General features: G+C 64.4%; 18 protein-coding genes and 1 pseudogene. 6 read left to right on the top strand and 13 right to left on the bottom strand.

All coding sequences use genetic code 11. The features are described from left to right. Positions 1-29: 29 nt before the first annotated feature. Both UNPF46_RS00615 and UNPF46_RS00610 read right to left on the bottom strand, forming a co-directional pair. Complete coding sequence (locus UNPF46_RS00615; RefSeq protein ID WP_142248684.1) at positions 30-827, bottom strand: N-acetylmuramoyl-L-alanine amidase; 798 nt, start codon at positions 825-827, stop codon at positions 30-32. A 3-nt stretch (positions 828-830) separates the two neighbouring features. After that, positions 831-2,168, bottom strand: coding sequence for a Rieske 2Fe-2S domain-containing protein (locus UNPF46_RS00610; RefSeq protein ID WP_142248683.1), 1,338 nt, complete (start codon positions 2,166-2,168; stop codon positions 831-833). A gap of 164 nt (positions 2,169-2,332) precedes the next feature. Between UNPF46_RS00610 and UNPF46_RS00605 the strand changes: the two genes are divergently transcribed. Both UNPF46_RS00605 and UNPF46_RS00595 read left to right on the top strand, forming a co-directional pair. Next, positions 2,333-2,791 carry a hypothetical protein gene (locus UNPF46_RS00605; RefSeq protein WP_142248682.1) on the top strand — a complete coding sequence of 153 codons (459 nt, stop codon included), beginning with the start codon at positions 2,333-2,335 and terminating at the stop codon, positions 2,789-2,791. Positions 2,792-3,139: 348 nt separating this feature from the next. Beyond that, positions 3,140-3,892 (top strand): hypothetical protein, encoded by a 753-nt coding sequence (locus UNPF46_RS00595; protein WP_142248681.1) that lies wholly within the window; start codon positions 3,140-3,142, stop codon positions 3,890-3,892. Positions 3,893-3,926: 34 nt separating this feature from the next. Here UNPF46_RS00595 and UNPF46_RS00590 read toward each other — a convergent pair whose 3' ends face one another. From UNPF46_RS00590 to UNPF46_RS00575, 4 genes are all read right to left on the bottom strand, one after another. Next, entirely contained in the window at positions 3,927-4,823 is an 897-nt protein-coding gene (locus tag UNPF46_RS00590; RefSeq protein ID WP_142248680.1) for a TauD/TfdA dioxygenase family protein, read from the bottom strand. A gap of 263 nt (positions 4,824-5,086) precedes the next feature. Continuing rightward, the gene (gene ispG, locus UNPF46_RS00585) at positions 5,087-6,370 is read right to left on the bottom strand and encodes a flavodoxin-dependent (E)-4-hydroxy-3-methylbut-2-enyl-diphosphate synthase (protein ID WP_142248679.1); all 1,284 of its coding nucleotides are present in this window, start codon (positions 6,368-6,370) and stop codon (positions 5,087-5,089) included. A gap of 12 nt (positions 6,371-6,382) precedes the next feature. After that, positions 6,383-7,336: a DMT family transporter gene (locus tag UNPF46_RS00580; RefSeq protein ID WP_142248678.1), complete on the bottom strand. Its 954-nt coding sequence runs from the start codon at positions 7,334-7,336 to the stop codon at positions 6,383-6,385. 36 nt (positions 7,337-7,372) lie between these two features. Further along, positions 7,373-7,867, bottom strand: coding sequence for a Fur family transcriptional regulator (locus tag UNPF46_RS00575; protein ID WP_100176515.1), 495 nt, complete (start codon positions 7,865-7,867; stop codon positions 7,373-7,375). A gap of 156 nt (positions 7,868-8,023) precedes the next feature. Between UNPF46_RS00575 and UNPF46_RS00570 the strand changes: the two genes are divergently transcribed. From UNPF46_RS00570 to UNPF46_RS00560, 3 genes are read left to right on the top strand one after another with little or no spacing between them, the layout of a single operon-like run. Beyond that, complete coding sequence (locus UNPF46_RS00570; protein WP_100176516.1) at positions 8,024-8,506, top strand: MarR family winged helix-turn-helix transcriptional regulator; 483 nt, start codon at positions 8,024-8,026, stop codon at positions 8,504-8,506. Then, a complete protein-coding gene (locus UNPF46_RS00565; protein ID WP_100176517.1) occupies positions 8,499-9,677 on the top strand; it encodes an HlyD family secretion protein in 1,179 nt (392 codons plus the stop codon). Before UNPF46_RS00570 ends, UNPF46_RS00565 begins: the two co-directional genes overlap by 8 nt. Before the next feature lie 19 nt (positions 9,678-9,696). Beyond that, complete coding sequence (locus tag UNPF46_RS00560) at positions 9,697-11,253, top strand: MDR family MFS transporter (protein ID WP_100176518.1); 1,557 nt, start codon at positions 9,697-9,699, stop codon at positions 11,251-11,253. A gap of 234 nt (positions 11,254-11,487) precedes the next feature. Here UNPF46_RS00560 and UNPF46_RS00555 read toward each other — a convergent pair whose 3' ends face one another. The 6 genes and pseudogenes from UNPF46_RS00555 to pcaF form a co-directional block, all read right to left on the bottom strand. Next, a complete protein-coding gene (locus tag UNPF46_RS00555) occupies positions 11,488-12,576 on the bottom strand; it encodes a phosphotransferase family protein (RefSeq protein WP_142248677.1) in 1,089 nt (362 codons plus the stop codon). Positions 12,577-12,624: 48 nt separating this feature from the next. Next, positions 12,625-14,313 (bottom strand): methyl-accepting chemotaxis protein, encoded by a 1,689-nt coding sequence (locus UNPF46_RS00550; RefSeq protein WP_142248676.1) that lies wholly within the window; start codon positions 14,311-14,313, stop codon positions 12,625-12,627. Between the two features lie 257 nt (positions 14,314-14,570). Then, positions 14,571-15,173: a protocatechuate 3,4-dioxygenase subunit alpha gene (gene pcaG, locus UNPF46_RS00545; protein ID WP_100176521.1), complete on the bottom strand. Its 603-nt coding sequence runs from the start codon at positions 15,171-15,173 to the stop codon at positions 14,571-14,573. Position 15,174: 1 nt separating this feature from the next. Next, positions 15,175-15,876 (bottom strand): protocatechuate 3,4-dioxygenase subunit beta, encoded by a 702-nt coding sequence (gene pcaH / locus UNPF46_RS00540; RefSeq protein WP_100176522.1) that lies wholly within the window; start codon positions 15,874-15,876, stop codon positions 15,175-15,177. Positions 15,877-15,994: 118 nt separating this feature from the next. Continuing rightward, positions 15,995-16,887 (bottom strand): annotated as a pseudogene (locus UNPF46_RS00535) (dioxygenase family protein). A 116-nt stretch (positions 16,888-17,003) separates the two neighbouring features. Further along, positions 17,004-18,212, bottom strand: a complete 1,209-nt coding sequence (gene pcaF / locus UNPF46_RS00530) for a 3-oxoadipyl-CoA thiolase (protein WP_100176524.1) — start codon at positions 18,210-18,212, stop codon at positions 17,004-17,006. Between the two features lie 324 nt (positions 18,213-18,536). Between pcaF and mutS the strand changes: the two genes are divergently transcribed. Further along, positions 18,537-21,275 carry a DNA mismatch repair protein MutS gene (mutS, locus tag UNPF46_RS00525; RefSeq protein ID WP_142248675.1) on the top strand — a complete coding sequence of 913 codons (2,739 nt, stop codon included), beginning with the start codon at positions 18,537-18,539 and terminating at the stop codon, positions 21,273-21,275. A 115-nt stretch (positions 21,276-21,390) separates the two neighbouring features. On the opposite strand, the gene UNPF46_RS00520 is transcribed toward mutS, so the two are convergent. Next, positions 21,391-21,771: methyl-accepting chemotaxis protein (locus tag UNPF46_RS00520; RefSeq protein ID WP_246668572.1), on the bottom strand; the 381-nt coding region annotated here is incomplete at its 5' end.

Raw genomic sequence — 21,771 nt, 5'->3', positions numbered from 1 at the left:
CTCCCTCGTCATCGAACCGACGGAGCAGATTACCGCCTCTCGCAAAACTCCCTCATCGCAGCCGCAACAGCCCCCGCGACCGCCTCCTGCCGCTCCGGCGAGTTCATCGCCATCTCCTCGTCGCGGTTGATGATGGAGCCGGCTTCGAGCAGCACGGCGGCGCTTCTGGTCCGCGATAGCACGACGAGCCCATCATAGCGGTAGACGCCGACATCCTTGTCGAGCAGTTGGCGGCGATAACGACCCATCACCGGCAAGGTGTACTGGCTGGCATAATGCAGGCCCTGCTCCTTCAACTGCCGGCCGATCATTCGTGCCAGCATCAGGCTGTTGCTAAAGTGCGGGTTCTGCTGCGACACGAACAATGAGTGACCCGAGAAGCGATCGCTGAAATTGCTCTTCGCGCCGTCGAATTCCCAGGTGTCGAGCAATTTGTCCGGCACCGAATCGTGGTGAACCGACAGGAAGAGATCCGCCCGGACGTCATTGGCGGCGCTGACCCGCTTGAACAGGCTCGGCCGCGCCTTGCCGTCCGTGACGAGCAGGCGGGTTGCCTCAAAACCTTCGGACTTGAGCTTTGCCGTGATGCGTCGTGCAAGAACGAAATTGAAGCCGAACTCCGGATCATTGCGCGCGCTGAGGGCGCCGTAGGAGTCGGGAGTGTGACCGACGTCGACGACGATCCGGAATTTCGGCATCTCGCACTTGGCGGGCGGTCTGGTCGTCTCGATTTTTCGCGCAGCGGCCTCGCTGCGGCCGGCTGGCGCAAGCGATGACACCAGGATCGCGGCGACCAGTCCGGCGATGATGCTGCGCGCTTGCCCCATGCGTTACTCCGCAGCCGCAATCCGCGGGCGGCCGACAAAGCCCGCGACATCGCCAAACCGTTCCAGCATCACGGCCGGCAGATCCTTGGTCTTGCTGGTGACGCAGGCACCGGAGCGCACTGCGCAGCGGTCCTGATGCGCCGCCTGTGGCGGCGGCTCGCCTTGCTGGAGCGCGCGGGCCAGCTCCATCACGACTTTCCGGAAATGCATGATGCCGAGATCGGTCGGTCCGAGATGCTCGCGGGTGCGGTCGGCGATCGGGCCCTGGCTGTCCTGCACGGCGGCGTCCTGCTCGGAGACGCCCCTGATGCCGGTGTAGCTACGGGTCTTCTGCAGCTTGCGGTCAATCAAATAGTCGTTGCCCTTGTGGCGCAGCGGCACGTAATTGTCGTCGACCTCTGCGATCACGCCGTTGCCACGATCATAGGCCTCGCGCTCTGCTTGCGTCAGCGGCCGCTCCGGATTCCAGGCGTAGGTATAGATCCAGCAATTGGTGTCGGTGACGGGCACGAAGGTCTGGCCGAAGATGTTCTCGCCCGGCATCGCGCTCGGCGCATAGGCATGGAAAGGCATCAGGAACTGCGCGATGCGCCAGTAGATATTGTCGCTGCCGGTGAGCCGGCCGCCGGCAATCGTCAGCCCCGCCTCGTGCGGGGTAACCTTGATCACCGGGCGCGGATCCTCCGCGATCCAGCGCATGTGATCGCTCGACATGCGCGCGATCGGATTCACAAAGTGCTTCTTGATATCGAGGATCTCGTTCTCCTCCTTGTCGAAGGAGAGATGAGCGAAGGTGAAGTGCGCGGTGTCGATCGAGCCTTCCAGTGCCTGCACCCAGTTGCAGTCCTGCCATTTCTTGCTGACGTAGCGGTGCGAAGCCGGCAGCAGCGCCATCTCGAGATCGGGCAGCTCGGGCATCGCCTCGAGAGGCCCCATATAGGCCCAGATCATCTCGCCCCATTCGCGCACCGGATAGGATTTGATGCGGATGAGATCCTTGGCATCGAGATCGGGATAGGAGGTCGGCATGTCGACGCACCGACCATCAGTGTCGAACTTCCAGCCGTGATAGACGCAGCGGATGCCGCACTCCTCAACGCGCCCGAGCCAGAGATTGGCGCCGCGATGCGGGCAGTACTGGTCGATGACACCGACCACGCCGCGCGAGTCGCGAAAGGCGAGCAGCTCCTCGCCGAGCACGATGATCTTCTTCGGCTCACCGTCGGGTTCGGGAAGCTCTTCCGAGAGCAGAACCGGAATCCAGAAGCGGCGCAGCAATTCGCCCATGCCCGTACCAGGGCCGGACTCGGTCAGGAATCTGTTGTCCTCTGCGCGAAGCATGGAAAATCCTCCCGATCTTGTTTTGGGGAAGATTGGCGCGAGCGCGGGAGGACGTCAAATGTTGATCCGGTCCTCGGCCGACCGATCTTTGCTGTGGCCGGATTATAGTTTAGTTTCATAAACTTATAATTGCATCAGTCTTTTTGCCCAGGAGGACCGGCCAGATGATCGTGGACGCGATCGGTCTTGCAGATATTGGTACCAAGATTATCGTCTCAGCAGCTTCGACCGTCGCGCTGCTCATATTGTCACTTCTGTTTAGATCTATCAGAGGTTTTGTTTTCTACACCCGAGCAGAATATGACTTGGTTGCTGAGAGAAGAGCTCACGAGACCCCCTTCTGCCGCAGTTGGAGCATCAATTGGGAAGAGAATAGACTCGACCTCGCAATTGGCGACATCTCGAACAACTCTCTCAACGGAGTCAGATTCGAGAATGCGACTGGCAGGAGGCAGGATGTGGCCAACATGCATCCCAGCAACAGTTTTGTTGAACTTTTTGACGGCGCGCTTGGCGCAAAAATAAACTCGATAGTTCGCCAAAACCGCCCATCCGGTGAAGACGTTGCCATCTATACGCTTCGGCTCGTGATACGTCGAAAGCGCTGGGCTTGGGCAATATGAGAATCTGTTGAGAGCTTTGTTCATCTAATCTATGTCGGCCGCTCCCCCTTCACCGTTACGCGCGAGCCCGATCGCGTGTGCGGCCAGTAGCCCCAAATCACCCCGGTGCCGGGTGGAGCGATTGTCCCGGAAGGCGATGGCGTTCTCGATCCCAGCAGAAGCGGGACCGCAATGCGGATAGATAGGTAGGCATGGCATCACTGTCGTCGCCAGGAAAGAAACTGAATGTGAAGAAATGGGAACGAGACCCCGAACGGGCGATAACAACTAATCCGATATCTGCTTGAGTGACTCAACGAAGAGGCGATATTTTCTAGTCTTCCACTTGTTGACGAAGGAGTTGCGGACATGAAGTCTCGGCGCTTGGCGACTCTCTCGGTGAGCATAGCCCTATTGACCGGTGGTGGGGGATTATCGGCTCAATACATCCCCCCGGAGCCTCACCACAATTGTGTCTCCGGTTGTAATGGCGAGGGGAACAGCGACACCGACAACACCAACAACCAGAATATTCACATTCCCCCTTCCGCCCGACAGGACGCGTTCGTCGCTGCTGCCTGCATGTACACACAGAGACCAACTGCGGCTTGCCGGAACCAGAACACAGAAGCGGCCGCAAAAGTGCTGGGTTCCAAAATTTTCAAGAAGACGTTGTGGGATCTCTCGTGGCAGTCCTTTGAAGTGTATCTGCCCCTGCACACGATTAAGACGGCGAAGGTCCTATACGATCTGGAGATGAGAGCCATAGAAGTAGTGCAAACCGTGTTCGAAATTGATCTGGAATCGTTGCAACCATTTCAAATTCAAGACGAGGAAAGCAAGCGTCAGGCCCTCCTTGTCATTCAGAACGACGAACGGACGATCGCGAAGTGGAACAGAGAGGCGAGAGCCGAAGCTAGCAGGGGCACCAACTGGGAACGTCTCGCACACACCGACAACACCATCGGCTACCGCTTCAATCCCGGACCAGCATACGAACAGCTCGCCAACTTACGATTCTTCGGTTACTTCGGCGACGACCAAATTGCTCTACCACATGAGCGTCTTCTGGAGGAAATGTCCAAGCGCGATGCCAGGTCTGGCAAGAGTGCGAACCCTTGATGCGGGGCGGCAGGCGGTTAACGCGCGAAGCCGCCTAAACCGGCCGCTCCCCCTTCACCGTCACGCGCGTGCCCGAGCGCGTATGCGGCCAGTAGTCCCACATCGCACGGTGCTGGGTGCAGCGGTTGTCCCAGAACGCGATGGCGTTCTCGGTCCAGCGGAAGCGGCATTGGAACAGCGGGTTTTCGGCGTGCTGGTAGAGGTAAGCGAGCATCGCGTCGCTCTCGTCGCGCGGAATGCCGTTGATGTGGCGGGTGAAGCCCCGGTTGACGTAGAGCGCCTTCTTAGCCGTGACCGGATGCGTGCGCACAACGGGATGCTCGGCGTTCGGATAAGACGGACGGTCGGCGACGCCGTAGTTTGCATAGAGCCCGCGATAGATCGGCTCGCCGTCGTGCAGCGCGGTCAGCCCGTCGAGATAGGCCTTCATGCGGTCGGACAGCGCCTCATAGGCCGCATACATGTTGGCGAACAGCGTGTCGCCGCCGCGCGGCGGGCATTGCTTGATGTAGAGGATCGAGCCCATCGGCGGTTCGAGATCGCAGGACACGTCGGAATGCCAGCCCTCGCCATTGGCCCGCGGCGAATTCTTGTCGGCATAGATCTTCATCAAGGCGGGGTCTTCATCCTCATGCGGCGCGGCGGGATGGAAATGCAGCTCGCCGAACTTGCGGCCGAAAGCGAGGTGCTGCTTTGGCGTGATGTTCTGGTCGCGGAAGAAGATGACGAGGTTTTCGGCGAGCGCGCGATGGATCTCGTCCATCTGCCGGTTGGAGCGCGTGTCGCCTTCGACGAGCGAGCCGATGTCGACGCCGGAGATCTCCGCACCGATGATGGGCGTGAGCTTTTCGACCGCGATGGTCTCGTAGGGTGCGCCGTCTTCAGCGATGTGGCGGTAGCGCGGGCCCTGCTTGCCGGCGAGTGAGCTCATGGCGTGTCTCCCGATCGTTGTTGATTGGGAGCATCGTAGCGCGCTGTCATAGATGTGCAATCTGCACCGCAAACACAGTCGTCGTCCCGGACAAGCGCAAGCGCAGATCCGGGATCCATAGCCACAGGGAGGTGTTTGGCGAAAACTCGGCGTGACTATCCGTCGTAACCACACAGTCCTGTGGTGATGGATCCCGGATCGGCGCGCGCTTGAGGCGCGCTTGTCCGGGACGACAGCGGAGTGTGGGCGTTAGCGGAGTGAAATCACTCCGCCGCTGATACCGGCACCTTGGCGCCCTGGCCGTAACGCTGGTCGATGTAGTCGATCACCAGCGCCTTGAAGTCGGCGGAGATGGTCGGGCCGCGCAGCGTGCGGAACTTCTTGCCGTCGACGAACACGGGCGCGGCCGGCGCTTCGCCGGTGCCCGGAAGCGAGATGCCGATATTGGCGTGCTTGGATTCGCCGGGGCCGTTGACGATGCAGCCCATCACCGCGACGTTGAGCTCTTCGACGCCAGGGTATTTGGTCTTCCAGGTCGGCATCTCGTCGCGGATGAAATCCTGGATCGAGCGGGCCAGCTCCTGGAACGTGGTCGATGTGGTGCGGCCGCAGCCGGGGCATGCCGCGACCAGCGGCACGAAGGTGCGGAAGCCCATGGTCTGCAGCAGCTCCTGGCCGACTTGCACTTCACGAGTGCGGTCGCCGCCGGGCTCCGGCGTCAGCGAGATGCGGATGGTGTCGCCGATGCCCTGCTGCAAGAGGATGCCGAGTGCGGCCGATGACGCCACGATGCCCTTCGAGCCCATGCCCGCTTCGGTGAGGCCGAGATGGATGGCGTAGTCGGAACGGCTGGCGAGATCCTGATAGACCGCGATGAGATCCTGCACCGCCGAGACCTTCGCGGAGAGGATGATGCGGTTCTTGGGCATGCCGAGCTCTTCGGCGCGCGCGGCCGACAGCAGAGCGGACTGCACCATGGCCTCGCGCGTCACCGCGCGCACGTCGCGCGGATTGGCGGACGCGGCGTTCTCGTCCATCAGCTTGGTCAGGAGCTCCTGATCGAGCGAACCCCAATTGGCGCCGATGCGGACCGGCTTGTTGTTCTTGTTCGCGATCTCGATGATGTCGGCGAACTGGGTGTCGCGCTTGTCCTTGAAGCCGACATTGCCCGGGTTGATGCGGTACTTGGCGAGCGCCTCGGCGCAGGCCGGATAGGCGGCGAGCAGCTTGTGGCCGATATAGTGGAAGTCGCCGATCAGCGGCGTCGTGATACCGCGCTTGGCGAGGCCGTCGCGAATGTGCGGCACGGCCGCTGCGGCTTCCTCGCGGTCCACGGTGATGCGGACCATTTCGGAGCCGGCGCGCGCGAGTGCTGCGACCTGGGCGATGGTACCGTCGATGTCGGCGGTGTCGGTGTTGGTCATCGACTGCACGACGATCGGCGCACCGCCGCCGACGGCGACGTCGCCGACCTTGACCTGGGTGGTATGATGGCGCGGCGCGGGCCCCGCGATGTCGGAATCGATTGATGTTTCGGGCTTGTTCATGGGGTCCAAATATCAGGTTTTGGTGACGTTCAGCAATGCATCACGCGGCGCCGCAGCCACTTGGCTGGGACGGTTAACCAGAAAAAGCCCAGCAATTACAAGGAGGGCAGCCGCCCCGAATGCCAAGCTTAGGGTGTCGTGCATGATGAAATAGCTACCCACCACGCCAAACAAAGGGGTGATGAAGGTAAAAGCCGACAATTTGCTGGCCGAATAGGCCTTTACCAGAGCGAACCAAAGCGTGAACGTGGTTCCAACCACCCAGATCGCCTGGAACGCCATCAGGCCGAGCGACAGCGGCGCCGGCATGTGCGTGATGCTCTCGCCGAACAGCCAGGCCGCCAGCCCCAGGATCGGGATCGAGGTCGCGACCTGATAGCCCAGTGCCTTCTCCGGCGCGGCGAACCGCAACCGCGTGCCCTTGGCAACCAGCGTGGTCGCCGCCCACAGCGCGGCACCACCGACGATCATGAGATCGCCGAGCAGCACATGCGAATCGACATTAGGCTGCGGCACGCCGATCGCAAGCGCAACGCCGGCAAAGCTGATGGCGAGGCCGAGCCATTGCGAGGCGCCGAGCCGCTCGCCCAGCACCTGATAGGAGCCGAGCGCGACGAAGAACGGCGCGGTGTAGAGGAACACCACCGCACGCGAGGCCGAGGTGAGGCGCAGCCCCTGGAAGATCAGCACGAATTCGATGCCGAACATCAGCCCGGCAACGAGGCCCGGCTTCCACGTGCCGTCATTCTCGAAGAATTTGACGCCGCGAAGCGAGCCGATGATGAACAGCACCGGCAGCGCGCCCGCCGAGCGGATCGTGGCCTGGAGCATCGGCGGGATATCCGGCAGCACCAGCTTCACCGCGATCTGGTTGAACCCCCAGGTCAGGCACAGCATGAGCATCAGGGCGATGGCGCCGGCACTGAGGGGACGTGCGGCGGACGATATGGCTTGTGGTGAGGACATGTCTTCCCGAAAAACCGGCTTTGCGCCGTTGTTGCTTTATGCAGCTTTCTGACAGTGAGTGCAGACGCCCGTGATCTCCACCACGGACAGCTTTGGCGCGAAGCCTGAGCTGCGCGCCGCGGCGTTGAGGTCCTTGGCGAATGACGCCGAGGGGATCTCGCCGACCAGGCCGCACCGCTCGCAGATCAGGAACGCCACCGCCGAGGTCGCATCGTGATCATGGGCGGCACAGGCGAGGTAGGCGTTGCGGCTTTCGATGCGGTGCACAAGGCCGTTGGCCATCAGGAAATCGAGCGCGCGATAGACCGTGATCGGCGCCGGGCGCGGCATGGACTTGGCAAGTTCGTCGATCACCTCGTAGGCGCCGAGCGGGCGGTGGCTGGAGAGCAGCGCACCCAGCACCTGGCGGCGAATCGGCGTGAATTTCTGCGCGCGCTGCTCGCAGACCTCCTCGGCATGCGCCAGCGCATCCGCTGTGCAGCGGCCGTGATCGTGGTCGGGCGTCGGAAATGCCGGCTTTGCGAGGGTCATATGAAAATATTCTAGCATTTGGGCCCGGGAACCCAAAGCACGACCCTGCAAGCGGCTGCCAGCCATGCTCGCGCTGCGGGACAGCATCCTGCTAATCGGCCATGGAATAATCATAAGCTTGCTTATTATATTCGAAACTTATTGGAGACCAAGCTTATGACCCGCGGGTCCGTCGACCAGAATTTCCTGTTCACGCTGGGCGAGCTCTACCGCCTCTTGCGCGTCTATGCCGACAAGGAGGCGTCGCGGTTCGGCATCACCCGCGCCCAATGGGCGGTGCTGGCCAAGGTCGAGCGCAGCGAGGGCATGAAGCAGTCGGAACTCGCCGAGCTCCTCGAGATGCAGCCGATCACGCTGACGCGCCTGATCGACAAGCTCTGCGACAGCGACTGGATCGAGCGCCGCAACGATCCTTCAGACCGCCGCGTCAAGCGGCTGTACCTGAGGAAGGCCGGGCGACAATTGCTGGGGCGGATGAGCGGGCTGAAGTCCGAGCTTACGGCCAACGCGCTGGACGGCATCACGCCGGCGGACGCCCATCGCCTCCTGACCCAGCTCGAAACCATCAAGGAAAACGTGCGGACCGCGATCCAGACATCCGGCGCGGAGCAAGCACGCAAGGAGCAGCGCTATGGCTGACCAAGTCCTCAAGTTCCAGCCGGAGCAGAAGACCGACGGGGGCAAGCCCACAAAGAAAGCCGGCACCGATCCGCGCCGCCGCCTGGTCGCGGGCCTGCGGCGTTACCGCCGCTTCCTGCTCCTCGTCGTGCTGCCTGTGATCGCCGCCATCGGCGGCCTGACCTTCTACCTCCATGGCGGGCGCTATGTCGGCACCGACGACGCCTATGTCGGCGCGCAGAAGGTGCTGGTGACGCCCGACATCTCCGGCAAGATCCTGAAGGTGGTCGTGAAGGAAGGCCAGTCGGTCAAACGGGGCGACGAGCTGTTCGAGATCGATCCCGTTCCGTTCCGCCTCGCGGTGGAGGAGACCAAGGCGCAGCTCGCGCAGGCGCGCACGACCTATGACAACCTCGTCGCCAACATCAAGATCTATGGCGACATGCTGGGCCTCGCCCAGCAGGGCATCGATCTGAAACAGCGCGACGTCGAGCGCAAGCAGGCGCTGGTGAAGAACAATTTCGGCTCGCAACTCGATCTCGACAACGCCTCGAATGCGCTGGTCACCGCCGGTGCGCAGGCGCAATACATCAAGCAGCAGCTCTCCAACGCCAGGACGCAGCTGCTGGGCAATCCCGATCTGCCGCTGGAGCAATTCCCGCCCTACGCACAGGCGAAAGCCAAGCTGGACGATGCCCAGCGCAATCTCGACCACACCGTGCTGCGCGCGCCGATGGACGGCGTCGCGACGCAGGTCGAGCAGATCCAGCTCGGCCGCTTCGTCGCCGCCGGCACGCCGGTGTTCTCCATCATCGACGTCGCCCATCCCTGGGTCGACGCCAATCCGAAGGAGAGCGACCTCACCCACGTCACCGAGGGGCAGCCGGTCACGCTCGAGGTCGACGCGTTCCCGAACCACGTCTTCAAGGGCAAGATCGGCTCGCTCTCGCCCGGCACCGGCGCGCAATTCGCCATCCTGCCGCCTCAGAACGCCACCGGCAATTTCGTCAAGGTGGTGCAGCGCGTGCCGATCCGCATCTATTTCGACGAGACCGACAAATACGTGCGGAAGCTGAAGGCCGGCATGAGCGTCTATGCCACCATCGACACCGGCCACAAGCGATCGCTCGCGGGCCTGTTCGGCCTGTCGGCGACGGCGAGCCAGGACAAAGACCAGCAAGACAAAGACTGACGAGACGAGGACTGATCGGATGTCCGGTCCCAACGCCAATTTGATGGTCCCCGGCCTGCGCCGGAACATGGTGACGATCTGCGCCATGACGGCGACCATCATGCAGGCGCTCGACACCACCATCGCCAACGTCGCCCTGCCCTACATGCAAGGCACGCTGTCGGCCTCGCAGGACCAGATCAACTGGGTGCTGACATCCTATATCGTCGCCGCCGCGATCATGACGGCGCCGGTGGGCTGGATCGCCAACCGCTTCGGCCGCAAGCGCATCTTCATCATCTGCTCGGCCGGCTTCACCATGGCCTCGGTGCTGTGCGGCCTCGCGCAGGACATCAACCAGATGGTGCTGTTCCGCCTGCTGCAAGGCGTGTTCGGCGCCGCGCTGGTGCCGCTGTCGCAATCGGTGATGCTGGACTATTACACGCTGCAGGAACGCGCCAAGGCGATGTCGATCTGGGGCATGGGCGTGATGATGGGCCCGATCATGGGGCCGTCATTGGGCGCGTGGCTGACCGAGACCTATTCCTGGCACTGGGTGTTCTTCGTCAACCTGCCGTTCGGCGCCATCACCGTGCTCGGGCTGATCGTGTTCATGGACGAGACCAGGAAGGACCTCAGCCTCAAGTTCGATTTTTTCGGTTTCGCGGCGCTCGCGGTTGCGATCGGCGCCCTGCAGCTCGCGCTCGACCGTGGCGAGCAATTGGGTTGGCTGGAATCCAATGAGATCCTCGCGGAGTTCATCATCTCGGCCGTCGCCTTCTACTTCTTCCTCGCGCACTCCTTCACGACCTCGACACCGTTCATCCGCTTCGCGCTGTTCCGGGACCGCAACTTCGTCACCGGCTGCATGTTCATGATCGTGATGGGGCTCGTGCTGTTCTCGACCATGGCGCTGGCCTCACCCTACATGCAGAACGTGATCGGCTATCCCATCATCACCGCCGGCCTCTTGCTGGCGAGCCGCGGCTTCGGCACCTTCTTCGCGATGATGCTGGTCGGCCGCATGATGCGTTATTTCGAGGCGCGCACGCTGATCATCTCCGGCCTGACGCTGACCGCGGGCTCGCTGTTCCAGATGACCGGCTGGACCGACCTGACCCAGGTGCCGGAGATCGTCACCGTCAGCGTCATCCAGGGGTTTGGCTTCGGCCTCGTCTTCGTGCCGCTCTCGACCGTGGCGTTCCTGACGCTGTCGAACGATTTGCGTACCGACGGCACCGCGATGCTGACCCTGATGCGCAACGTCGCGAGCTCGGTCGGCATCTCCGTCGTCATCGCGCAGTTGACGCAGGGGACGCGGCGGACCTACGCGATCCTGTCCGAGCACATCAATCCGTTCAACCATGCCCTGCAGATGCCCGACGTCCGGGGCTTGATCAACCTGTCCACCGACGCCGGCCGCGCCATGGCCGACAGGATGGTCAGCGTGCAGGCGCAGATCATCGCGTTTTCGCAGGACTACCAGCTGGTAATGCTCTTCATCCTCTGCACTATCCCGCTCGCTCTGCTGATCGGCTCGACCAAGGCCACGCTGCGCAAGCAGGCAGCCGGGCCGGAACATGCGGTGATGGAGTAGCGGGAGCCTAAAGCATGATCCGGAAAAGTGCGAAGCGGTTTTCCGAAAAGATCATGCGCAAACAACAAGCTAAAGCGCGATGATGATTCATCCAAATCTCATCGCGCTTTAGTGCCCCGGACGCGGCGCAGCACACAAGTGAAGCGCCGCTGAGCCGGGGCCCATGCCCCGGCATGCTGTGTCCCGGTTCTGCGGCGCAGCGCTACACGCTGCACCGCGCCCGGGACACGCCCCCTACAACAGCTCCTCGCAGCCGAGATCCTCGATGGCCATCATCACCCGCTCCAGATTGTTCCACCAGATCCCCGGCGGGAGGTTGATGGCCCATTGCCAGACCGGTTTGGTGATGTGCCAGAGCACCGACCAGCGATAGTCCTGGTCGAGCGCGCCGCGCGTATAACCGGTGACGCCGTGTGCGAGCAGCGTCTCGTGGTAGCGGTTGAGCAGCGCCCGCTCCAGCGCCTGCCGGCGTTCCGGGTACCATTGGATCGCCATCATGTAGGCAAGGTCGCCGGTGGGCACATTGATCCCCCACAGGTCGAAATCGAAGATGCGCACGGTGTCGGCGACACCCGCGCGCGGCAGCAGAAAATTCCAGGTATGTGCATCGCCATGGACGATGCTGACATGGCGGCGTGAATGATAACGCTGCGACAGCCGGGCCGACTGTTCGATGAGACGGCGATAGAGGATGCGGCGTTCCTCGCTTAGGCGGTCACCGAGCTCGTCAGCGAAGCGATCGTAATGAGCGGCGAAGGTCTCCATGCGGGCTACGCTATCGTCGGTGCTGGCCCAGGTGCCGACGGTCTCGCCGAGGCCGGGATGATTCCACCAGGCCGCATGCATGCGCGCCAGCGTGGTGACGATGGCCATCGACTGGTCTCGCGACGGTGGCAGCGTCGGTATAGTCGCGAGTTCATGGCTGTCGGTGAGGTCTTCGAGCAGCAGATGCCAGGCCCCGCTCTCCGCGTCGAAATGGCCGTCGAAACAGCGCGGCACCAGTCCAGGCGGCATGTTCGGGGCGAGCTGGGTGTAAAAGACGACTTCGTGCTCGCCGCGATCCGCGAGTGTTCTGGCAAACGAAGCGTGCGTCATCTTGAGGATAAGCGACTGCGGAGCACCGGCGGATTCGCCGACATAGCGTAGGCCGAGCCTGACGATATGTGACACCACGGTGTCGCGCTGATGCAGCACCTTCACCTCGCGGACCGCGCCGGCGTCGAGCACGCCGCTCCGGCGCAGTGCGGCCGTCAGTTGGGCGGGCTCAACGACCGCCGGCAGTTGTGGAGGTGTCATGACCACGATGCCCCTGTCCCGCGCCATACTGCACGATCACAACCCAGGGCACCAGCGGCAGGCCTGGCGCCCGGTTCAAGCCGCCGCGGTGGAGTCGCGCACGGTCCGCACCACGACCGACCGCAGCTGTTCGAGATTGGCCGCCATGCCGGCGATCGCCTGCCTGACCTCCGCGGCGCGCTCGTTGACCGAGGCGGCGTCGCGGCTGACATTGCCGATCTTGGCCGAGACCTCTTTCGCCGCGGACGCCGATTCGGAAATCGACCGCGAGATCTCGCGGGTCGCAGCGTCCTGTTGTTCCATCGCGGTGGCGACCGAGGTCGCCACGCCGTCGATCTCGGCGATGTGTCCCCCCATCGTCTCGACGGCGTCGACCGCAGCCTGGGTCGAGGTCTGGATCTCGGCGATCAGCCGCGTGATTTCCTCGGTGGATTTGGCGGTCTGGTCCGACAGCGATTTCACCTCGGCGGCGACCACGGCGAAGCCGCGGCCGGCCTCGCCGGCGCGCGCCGCCTCGATCGTGGCGTTAAGCGCCAAAAGGTTGGTCTGGCCGGCGATGCCGCCGATGAGGTCGGAGACCTCGGCGATCTTCTTCACCGATCCGGCCAGCGACTGGATGGTCGAGCGCGCCTGCTCGCGGCCGGCGACCGCCGACTTCGTGACAGTGCTGGTCCGCAGGACCTGGCTTGCGATCTCGCGGATCGAGGCGCTCAGCTCTTCGGCCGCGGCCGAGACGGTCTGCGAGCTGCCGAGGGCCTGGGTGGAGGCTGCCGCCACCGCCTGCGACTGCGCGGAGAGCGACCTTGCGATCTCGGACAGGCTGGACGCCGCCCGCTCGACGCCTTGCGTCGCCGCACCGGCTGTGTCGACCGAGCGACCGGTCTCCCGTTCGACAGTCTCGGCCATCTGGTGCAGGGCGGAGCGCTTGGCCAGCGCCGCCTCCTGCTCCTGCCGCAACTGCTCCTCGCGCAGACGGGCATTCTCGACCGCCGCCTGCTTGAACACCACAAGCGCCCCCGCCATCGAGCCGACCTCGTCCTGGCGCTCAGCGAATGGAATGTCCGCGGCGAGATCGCCGGTCGCGAGTCTCTGCATCGTGCCCGTCATGCGGACGATCGGGCGCACCACGCCGAGGGCGACGCCGAGCAGGCCCGCGGCAACGAAGGCGAGGACGGCGGCGGAGACGCCGAGGAGGATATAGAGCATCGAGCTGTCGCGGTCCGCCGCCAGCTTCTCCATGGCGGCATTCTGCTTGTTGGCGCTCTCGACGATGCTGTCGATCACGGCGCGATGTGCGGTGTAGGCGTCCCTGAGCTGCGCATAGGCACGCTCGGAAGCGGCGGCGTCCTTGGCCTCGAGGGCCGGCAGGAGTTGGTCGGACGCCTTCCAGAATTTCTGCACCTCGGCGTCGGACTTCGACACCAGCGCCGTCTTCAGGTCGGCCGACAGGCTCGATGTGACCCAGAACGCCTTGCGCTCGTCGTAGTCCTTGCGGAGCTGAACCAGCCGCTCGCCGTGGGCCGCCAGCTGATCCGGCTCGCGCATCGCCAGGGTCGCCTCGAGATAGGCCTCGATGACATATTCCGGCGGCGGCAGGATGTCCGCGATGAGGTCGTTGCCCAGCTTGATGTCGGAGTAGAGCGGACCGCCGACCTTGAGCTCTTTCAAGGCGTACAGGCTGGTCGAAACCACGGCGGCAAAGCCAATGGCGAGAACGATGCCGAACGCGACGATCGCAGAGGACAAGGACAGCCGAAATTTCATGAAACAATCCGGAGCAGCGGCATTGAACTGCGGCCACCTTAGACAAATACGGTAAATGCGGGATTGCTTCGCGGAGGAATTGCATCGCGCGAGCTCCGCATAATTACGGGATTTGGACGTCGCGCTATCGGTATTTGAGTCAGCGAAGCTGACACACGCACGGGAGAAACGTTTCGGCTGCAACAACGCAGCCTCGGCGTCGATGCGCCGGATGAGATATGCGTGCCGGGGATGAGCCCTCCCCGGCACGCATGGCCTTACACGTCGAAGAACACCGTTTCGTTGTCGCCCTGAAGCCGCAGGTCGAGCCGGTAGACCGGCTTGCCGGCATCCCGCACGGCGGTCAGCGTGGCGCGGCGATCCGCCGGCACCAGCGCCAGCACGGGATCGGCGGCGTTGCCGGCCTCATCGCTGAAATAGATGCGGGTGTAGAGATGCCGCAGCATGCCGCGGCCGAACACCGCAAGGAGGATGTGCGGCGCCTGCGGCTTACCGTCGGGATCCGGCACCGCGCCCGGCTTGATGGTCTCGAAGGAATAATTGCCGTCCTTGTCGGTGCCGCAGCGGGCAAAGCCGCGGAAGCTCGCATTCGGCAGCGCGCGCTTGTCCTGCGGGTCGGCAAAGCGGCCCTGCGCGTCCGCCTGCCAGATCTCCAGCATGCAATCCGGCACGGCAACGCCGTCACCGTCGAACACGCGGCCTTCGATACGGACGCGCTCGCCCGTGACGTCGGGGGTCAGCGTCGAATTGGTGAACGCGTCGTTCCAGGCGTACTCGCCGGTCGGCGTCAGACCGTATTTGAAGAACGGACCGACGGTCTGCGACGGGGTGATACCGTCGGGCTTCACGGACTCTTGCACTTTAGTGGTTCTCCATGGGCGTGGCGTTCTTGCCGCGCAGCACGACGTCAAAGCGGTAGCACAGCGCCCATTCGGGCTGGGTATTCTCGAGGTCGAACGACGAGACCATCCGCGCCCGCGCCTTCTCGTCCGGCACCGAATTGAAGATCGGATCGAACGGGAATAGCGGGTCGGCCGGGAAGTACATCTGCGTCACGAGGCGCGTGACGAAGGAATGGCCGAACACCGAGAGATGGATATGCGCGGGACGCCAGGCATTGTGGTGATTGCCCCAGGGATAGGCACCCGGCTTGATGGTGACGAAGCGATAGTAGCCGCTCGCATCGCTCACGGTGCGGCCGGCGCCCGTGAAGTTCGGATCGAGCGGCGCCGGGTGCTGGTCGCGGACATGGACGTAGCGGCCGCAGGAATTGGCCTGCCAGATCTCGACCAGCGAGTTCGGCACGCCGCGACCGTCCTCATCGCGCACATGGCCGTGAACGATGATGCGTTCGCCGATCGGCTCGCCGGTGTGCTGGGTGGTGAGATCGTTGTCGCCTTCGCGCACGGTCTCATGGCCGTAGACCGGGCCGGTCAGCTCCGACAGCGTGTGGCGCATCGGGATCAAGGGCTTGTTCGGCGCACGCTTGATCGAGCTCTTGTAGTCGGGCGACAGCGGCAGCGGATGCGCCTTGTTGCTGTCCGTGGGGTAGATGAATGTCATAGGCGAACTCCTCCCCGGCCATTTTTGATCCGGCCGGTCAACGCTTCCGCCAATCATTATAGGATATAACTAATTTGGGGAAGCGGGTTTGGCGGGCGCCCTGCGCCCGTCAGCAGCGCTATTTGATCGGCGGGCGCGGCAGCACGGCCTCACCGGCCTCGAGCCGGTAGGTGTGGTCGAGCGAGTACCATGGCGTCGCGACGTCGCGCATGGTCGGATGCGGCGCATCGTGGCGCTGGAACTTGCCGATCAGCGCCTGCGTCACCCCGAACTGCACGTCGCTGTCGATATGGGGATCGTTGGGATCGTAGACCTGCGAGATCAGGACCTTGAATCCCGGCTTGAAGATCAGGGCATGAAGATGGGCCGGTCGATAGGGGTGGCGGCCCTGCGCCGCGAGCAGGCGGCCGACCACGCCATTGGTCGGAATGGGATAGCCGACCATCATCACCGAGCGGAAGGCGAAGCGCCCATCCTGGTCGGTCGTGAACTTGCCGCGCAGGTTCATGTCGGCCTGATCGGGGTCCTGGTTCTCATAAAGGCCGACCGGCGAAGCGTGCCAGACATCGACCTCCGCACCGGCAACCGGACGGCCGTCCCTGTCGACGACGCGGCCGTTGACGAACAGCGGCGCCCCCGGCGTCTCCGAGCGCACGATCGATCCGCCATTCTCGACCCGCGGCGAGTTCAGCCGCCAGAACGGCCCGAGCAGCGACTGATCGGTTTCGGTATTGCCCTGATCGCCATGTTCAGCAGGCACACCAGCGGCGAGACGCCGAGCGAGCCCGCCATCAGCACGACTTCGTTGTGCGTATCGGTGGTCAGCTTGCCGAGCTCGGCGATGACCGCGGTGGCATCGCGAAACTCCTTCTCCGTCAGGCGGACATCGCGGACGAAGTCGTGCAGATGCTTGACCAGGGACACCATGATCTGGCGCAGCCGCGGATCGGACGTCCGCTCCATCACCGCCAGCGCCGCGGCCGTGACGTCCTGCTCACGCTCGATGATCATGGGGCGGTCCTTCCCTGTCATTCCGGGGCAGCCCGATAGGGCTGAACCCGGAATCTCGAGATCCCGGGTTCAGCCCTGACGGGCTGCCCCGGGATGACGAGACGCTGTGCGTCTCGTCAATTCAGCTTCTCGATCGCCACGGCAACGCCCTGTCCGACGCCGACGCACATGGTGGCGAGCGCGAGCTTGCCGCCACGCTTCTCCATGCCGTGGACGGCGGTGAGCACGAGGCGCGCGCCGCTCATGCCGAGGGGGTGGCCGAGCGCGATGGCGCCGCCATGCGGATTGACGAAATCGGCATCGTCGGCAACGCCCAGCTGACGCATGCAGGCGATGCCCTGCGAGGCGAAGGCTTCGTTGAGCTCGATCAGGTCGAAATCGCCGATCTTCTTGCCGAGGCGCTCCATCAGCTTGCGGGTCGCGGGCACGGGGCCGATGCCCATGATGCGCGGCGGCACGCCGGCCGAGGCAAGGCCGAGGATGCGGGCGCGGGGCGTCAGGCCGTGCTTCTTCACCGCGGCCTCGGATGCCAGGATCATGGCAGCAGCGCCGTCATTGACACCGGAGGCGTTGCCGGCGGTCACCGTGCCTGGATTGCGCACGATCGGCTTCAGTTTGGCCAAGCCTTCCAGCGTGGTCTCGGGACGGGGGTGCTCGTCCTTGTCGATCGTGATCGGACCTGCCTTGCCGCCGGGAATGGTGATCGGCGTGATTTCCTCCGCGAAATAGCCCGCCGCAATCGCGGCGCCTGCCCGCTGCTGCGAGCGGATGGCGAAGGCGTCCTGGTCGGCGCGCGAGACCTGGAATTCCTCGGCGACGTTCTCGCCGGTCTCCGGCATCGCATCGACGCCGTACTGCGCCTTGAGCAGCGGATTGATGAAGCGCCAACCGATCGTGGTGTCGAAGATCTCGGCCGAGCGCGAGAAGGCCTCCTGCGCCTTGCCCATCACGAAGGGCGCGCGGGTCATGGACTCGACGCCGCCGGCAATGGCGAGCTCGATCTCGCCGGAGCGGATGGCGCGGCCCGCGGCGCCGACCGCATCGAGGCCGGAGGCACAGAGGCGGTTCAGGGTCTGGCCGGGAACCGAATCCGGGAGGCCTGCGAGCAGCAGCGCCATGCGCGCGACGTTGCGGTTGTCCTCGCCGGCCTGGTTGGCACAGCCGAAGAAGACCTCGTCCACTTGCGCCCAGTCGAGATTGGGGTGCTTGGCCATCAGCGCCTTGATCGGGGCGGCGGCGAGATCGTCGGCGCGCACCTTGGCGAGCGAGCCGCCGAAACGGCCGATCGGGGTCCGCACGGCATCGCAGATAAAGACGTCACGCATCGTTGTTCTCCCTGAATGCCGCGGTTCGGCCAGAATTCTTCAATGACGGCGGAGTTTTAGGAGGGTGCCCGCAGCAGGTCAATTGACGGTTTCGCGGGGCAGACGTCATTCCGGGGCGCGCCATTTGGCGCGAGCCTGGAATCCATTTGTCTGCGTGACGTGCGGCCCGATAGATTCCGGGTCTGCGCCTGCCGGCGCATCCCGGAATGACGAGCGAGAATGTGGCAGCACCTCGCGCCCCCCCACACGGACAACGTGGAAAACCTCCCCTATCAAGCCAAACCGATAGGAGCAGGAAGCGAAATTTTGTAGGTTGCGCCGCCCATGACGATGCAACAGCCGATACAAGCACCGCCCCCCGACGAAGCGCCCGCGCCCCAGGCGGAAGCCGCCGCGCGCGTCACGCCGATGATGGAACAGTACCTGGAGATCAAGGCGGCGCATCAGGGCCTGCTGCTGTTCTACCGGATGGGCGATTTCTACGAATTGTTCTTCGAGGACGCCGAGATCGCCTCCAGAACGCTCGGCATCGTGCTGACCAAGCGCGGCAAGCACCAGGGCGCCGACATCCCGATGTGCGGCGTGCCGGTCGAACGTTCCGAGGATTATCTGCATCGCCTGATCTCGGCCGGCCACCGGGTCGCGGTCTGCGAGCAAACCGAGGATCCCGCCGCCGCCAAGGCGCGCGGCAACAAGAGCGTGGTGCGCCGCGGCGTGGTGCGGCTGGTCACGCCGGGCACGCTGACCGAGGACACGTTGCTCGATGCGCGCGCCAACAACTATCTGCTGGCGATCGCGCGGGCACGCTCATCGGCAGGCGGCGACCGCTTCGGCCTCGCCTGGATCGACATCTCGACCGCCGAATTCGCGGTGCTGGAGTGTTCGGGCGGCGAGCTCGCGGCAACGCTGGCGCGGATCAATCCGAACGAGGCGATCGTCACCGATGCGCTCTACAGCGACAACGAGCTGAGCCAGACCTTGCGCGAGCTGCCGGCGGTGACGCCGCTGACCCGCGACGTCTTCGACGGCGCCACCGCCGAGAAGCGACTCTGCGACTATTTTGCGGTCGCGACCATGGACGGCCTCGCGCAGCTCACCCGTCTGGAAGCCACGGCTGCGGCTGCTGCCGTCACCTATGTCGACCGCACCCAGGTCGGCAAGCATCCGCCGCTGTCGCCGCCCGCACGCGAGGCCTCGGGCGCGACCATGGCGATCGATCCGGCCACGCGCGCCAATCTCGAGTTGACGCGGACGCTCGCGGGCGAACGCCGCGGCTCGCTGCTCGACGCCATCGATTGCACCGTGACCTCGGCCGGTTCGCGCCTGCTGGCCCAGCGCCTGGCGGCACCGCTGACGGACGCGCCCGCAATCGCGCGGCGGTTAGACGCGGTCAGCACCTTCGTTGCCGATTCCGCCGCGCGCGAGGACATCCGCAGCATATTGCGCGGCGCGCCCGACATGTCGCGGGCGCTGGCCCGTCTCTCGGTCGGGCGCGGCGGCCCGCGCGACCTCGCCGGACTTCGCGACGGCATCATCGCCGCCGACCAGGTGCTGGCGCGGCTGGGCGAACTGGACCATCCGCCGCAGGAGATCGCGGTGGTGATGGCGGCCTTGAAGCGACCATCGCGCGAGCTTGCTGCCGAGCTTGCGACGGCGCTCGACGATCAGCTGCCGCTGATCAAGCGCGACGGCGGCTTCGTTCGCCAGGGTTACGAACCTGCCCTCGACGAAGCGCGCAACCTGCGCGACGCCTCGCGCCTGGTGGTCGCCTCGATGCAGGCGCGCTATGCCGACGACACGGGCGTGAAAGGCCTCAAGATCCGGCATAACAACGTGCTCGGCTATTTCGTCGAGGTCACCGCGCAGCACGGCGACAAGCTGATGTCGGCGCCGCTGAACGCGACCTTCATCCATCGCCAGACGCTGGCCGGCCAGGTGCGCTTCACGACGTCGGAGCTCGGCGAGATCGAAGCCAAGATTGCCAATGCCGGCGACCGCGCGCTCGGGCTCGAGCTCGAGATTTTCGAGCGACTCTGCGCCAAGGCGCTCGAGATCAGCGACGATCTGCGCGCGGCCGCGCAAGGTTTCGCGCTGCTCGACGTCGCGACATCGCTGGCCAAGCTGGCGATCGACGAGAACTACGTCCGGCCCGAGGTGGATTCCTCGCTCGCCTTCGCGATCGAAGCCGGCCGCCATCCGGTGGTCGAGCAGGCCCTGAAGCGCAACGGCGAGCCGTTCATCGCCAACGCCTGCGACCTGTCACCAAACCCTGCGCAAAAGTCCGGCCAGCTCTGGCTGCTCACCGGTCCGAACATGGCCGGTAAATCGACCTTCCTGCGCCAGAACGCGCTGATTGCTCTTCTTGCCCAGATTGGCAGTTTCGTGCCGGCGACACGCGCGCGCATCGGCATCGTCGACCGCCTGTTCTCGCGCGTCGGCGCCGCCGACGATCTCGCCCGCGGCCGCTCCACCTTCATGGTGGAGATGGTCGAGACCGCGGCGATCCTCAACCAGGCCGGCGAGCGTGCGCTGGTGATCCTCGACGAGATCGGCCGCGGCACCGCGACCTTCGACGGTCTCTCGATCGCCTGGGCCGCGATCGAGCATCTGCACGAGAGCAACCGCTGCCGCACGCTGTTCGCGACGCATTATCACGAGCTGACCGCGCTCTCGGCCAAGCTGCCGCGCATGTTCAACGCGACGGTGCGGGTGAAGGAGTGGCAGGGCAATGTCGTGTTCCTGCACGAGGTTCTGCCGGGCTCGGCCGACCGCTCCTACGGCATCCAGGTGGCGAAGCTCGCCGGCCTGCCGCCGGCCGTGATCACGCGCGCGAAAGCCGTGCTCTCCAAGCTGGAGGCGCAGGACCGCGGCCAGACCGCGCGCGCCCTGGTGGACGATCTGCCGCTATTCGCAGTCCCCTCGCGCGCCGCCGCAGAAGCCGCGCCGCCGAGCGAAGCGGAACTGCTGATGGAAGCCGTGAGGGCGCTGCACCCCGACGAGATGTCCCCGCGCCAGGCGCTCGATGCGCTCTACGCGCTGAAGGCCAAGCTGCCGAAGGCGTGACGGTACCGTAGGGTGGGTTAGCCGAAGGCGTAACCCACCGATTTCACCGCTGCGCAACCAAGAGAAATGGTGGGTTACGCTGCGCTAACCCACCCTACGCTTCCGAGTGCTTAGGCTACGCCCGCGCCGCGATCGCGGCCGCTTCCGCGGCGGCGCGCTGCATGCTGGTCGACATCTCGTTCGTCACCGTGCTCTGCTCCTCGATGGCCGCGGCGGTCGACGTCACGTATTCGCTGACATTGTTGATCGCCTGCTTGATCGAGCCCAGCGCGCTGACCACGTCGCCGGAGATGCCGTTGAGGCTGCCGATCTCCTGACCGATCTTGTCGGTCGCCTGCTTGGCCTGGTTGGCGAGGCTCTTCACTTCGGAGGCGACCACCGCAAAGCCGCGTCCGGCTTCGCCGGCGCGCGCGGATTCGATCGTCGCGTTCAGCGCGAGCAGGTTGATCTGCCCGGTGATGTTGTTGATGAGCTCGACGATGCCGCTCATCGCCTG

Origin of the sequence: Bradyrhizobium sp. UNPF46, from assembly GCF_006658625.1 — a bacterium.
Lineage (GTDB): Bacteria > Pseudomonadota > Alphaproteobacteria > Rhizobiales > Xanthobacteraceae > Bradyrhizobium > Bradyrhizobium nitroreducens.
This window is presented reverse-complemented; position numbering and strand designations above follow the sequence as displayed.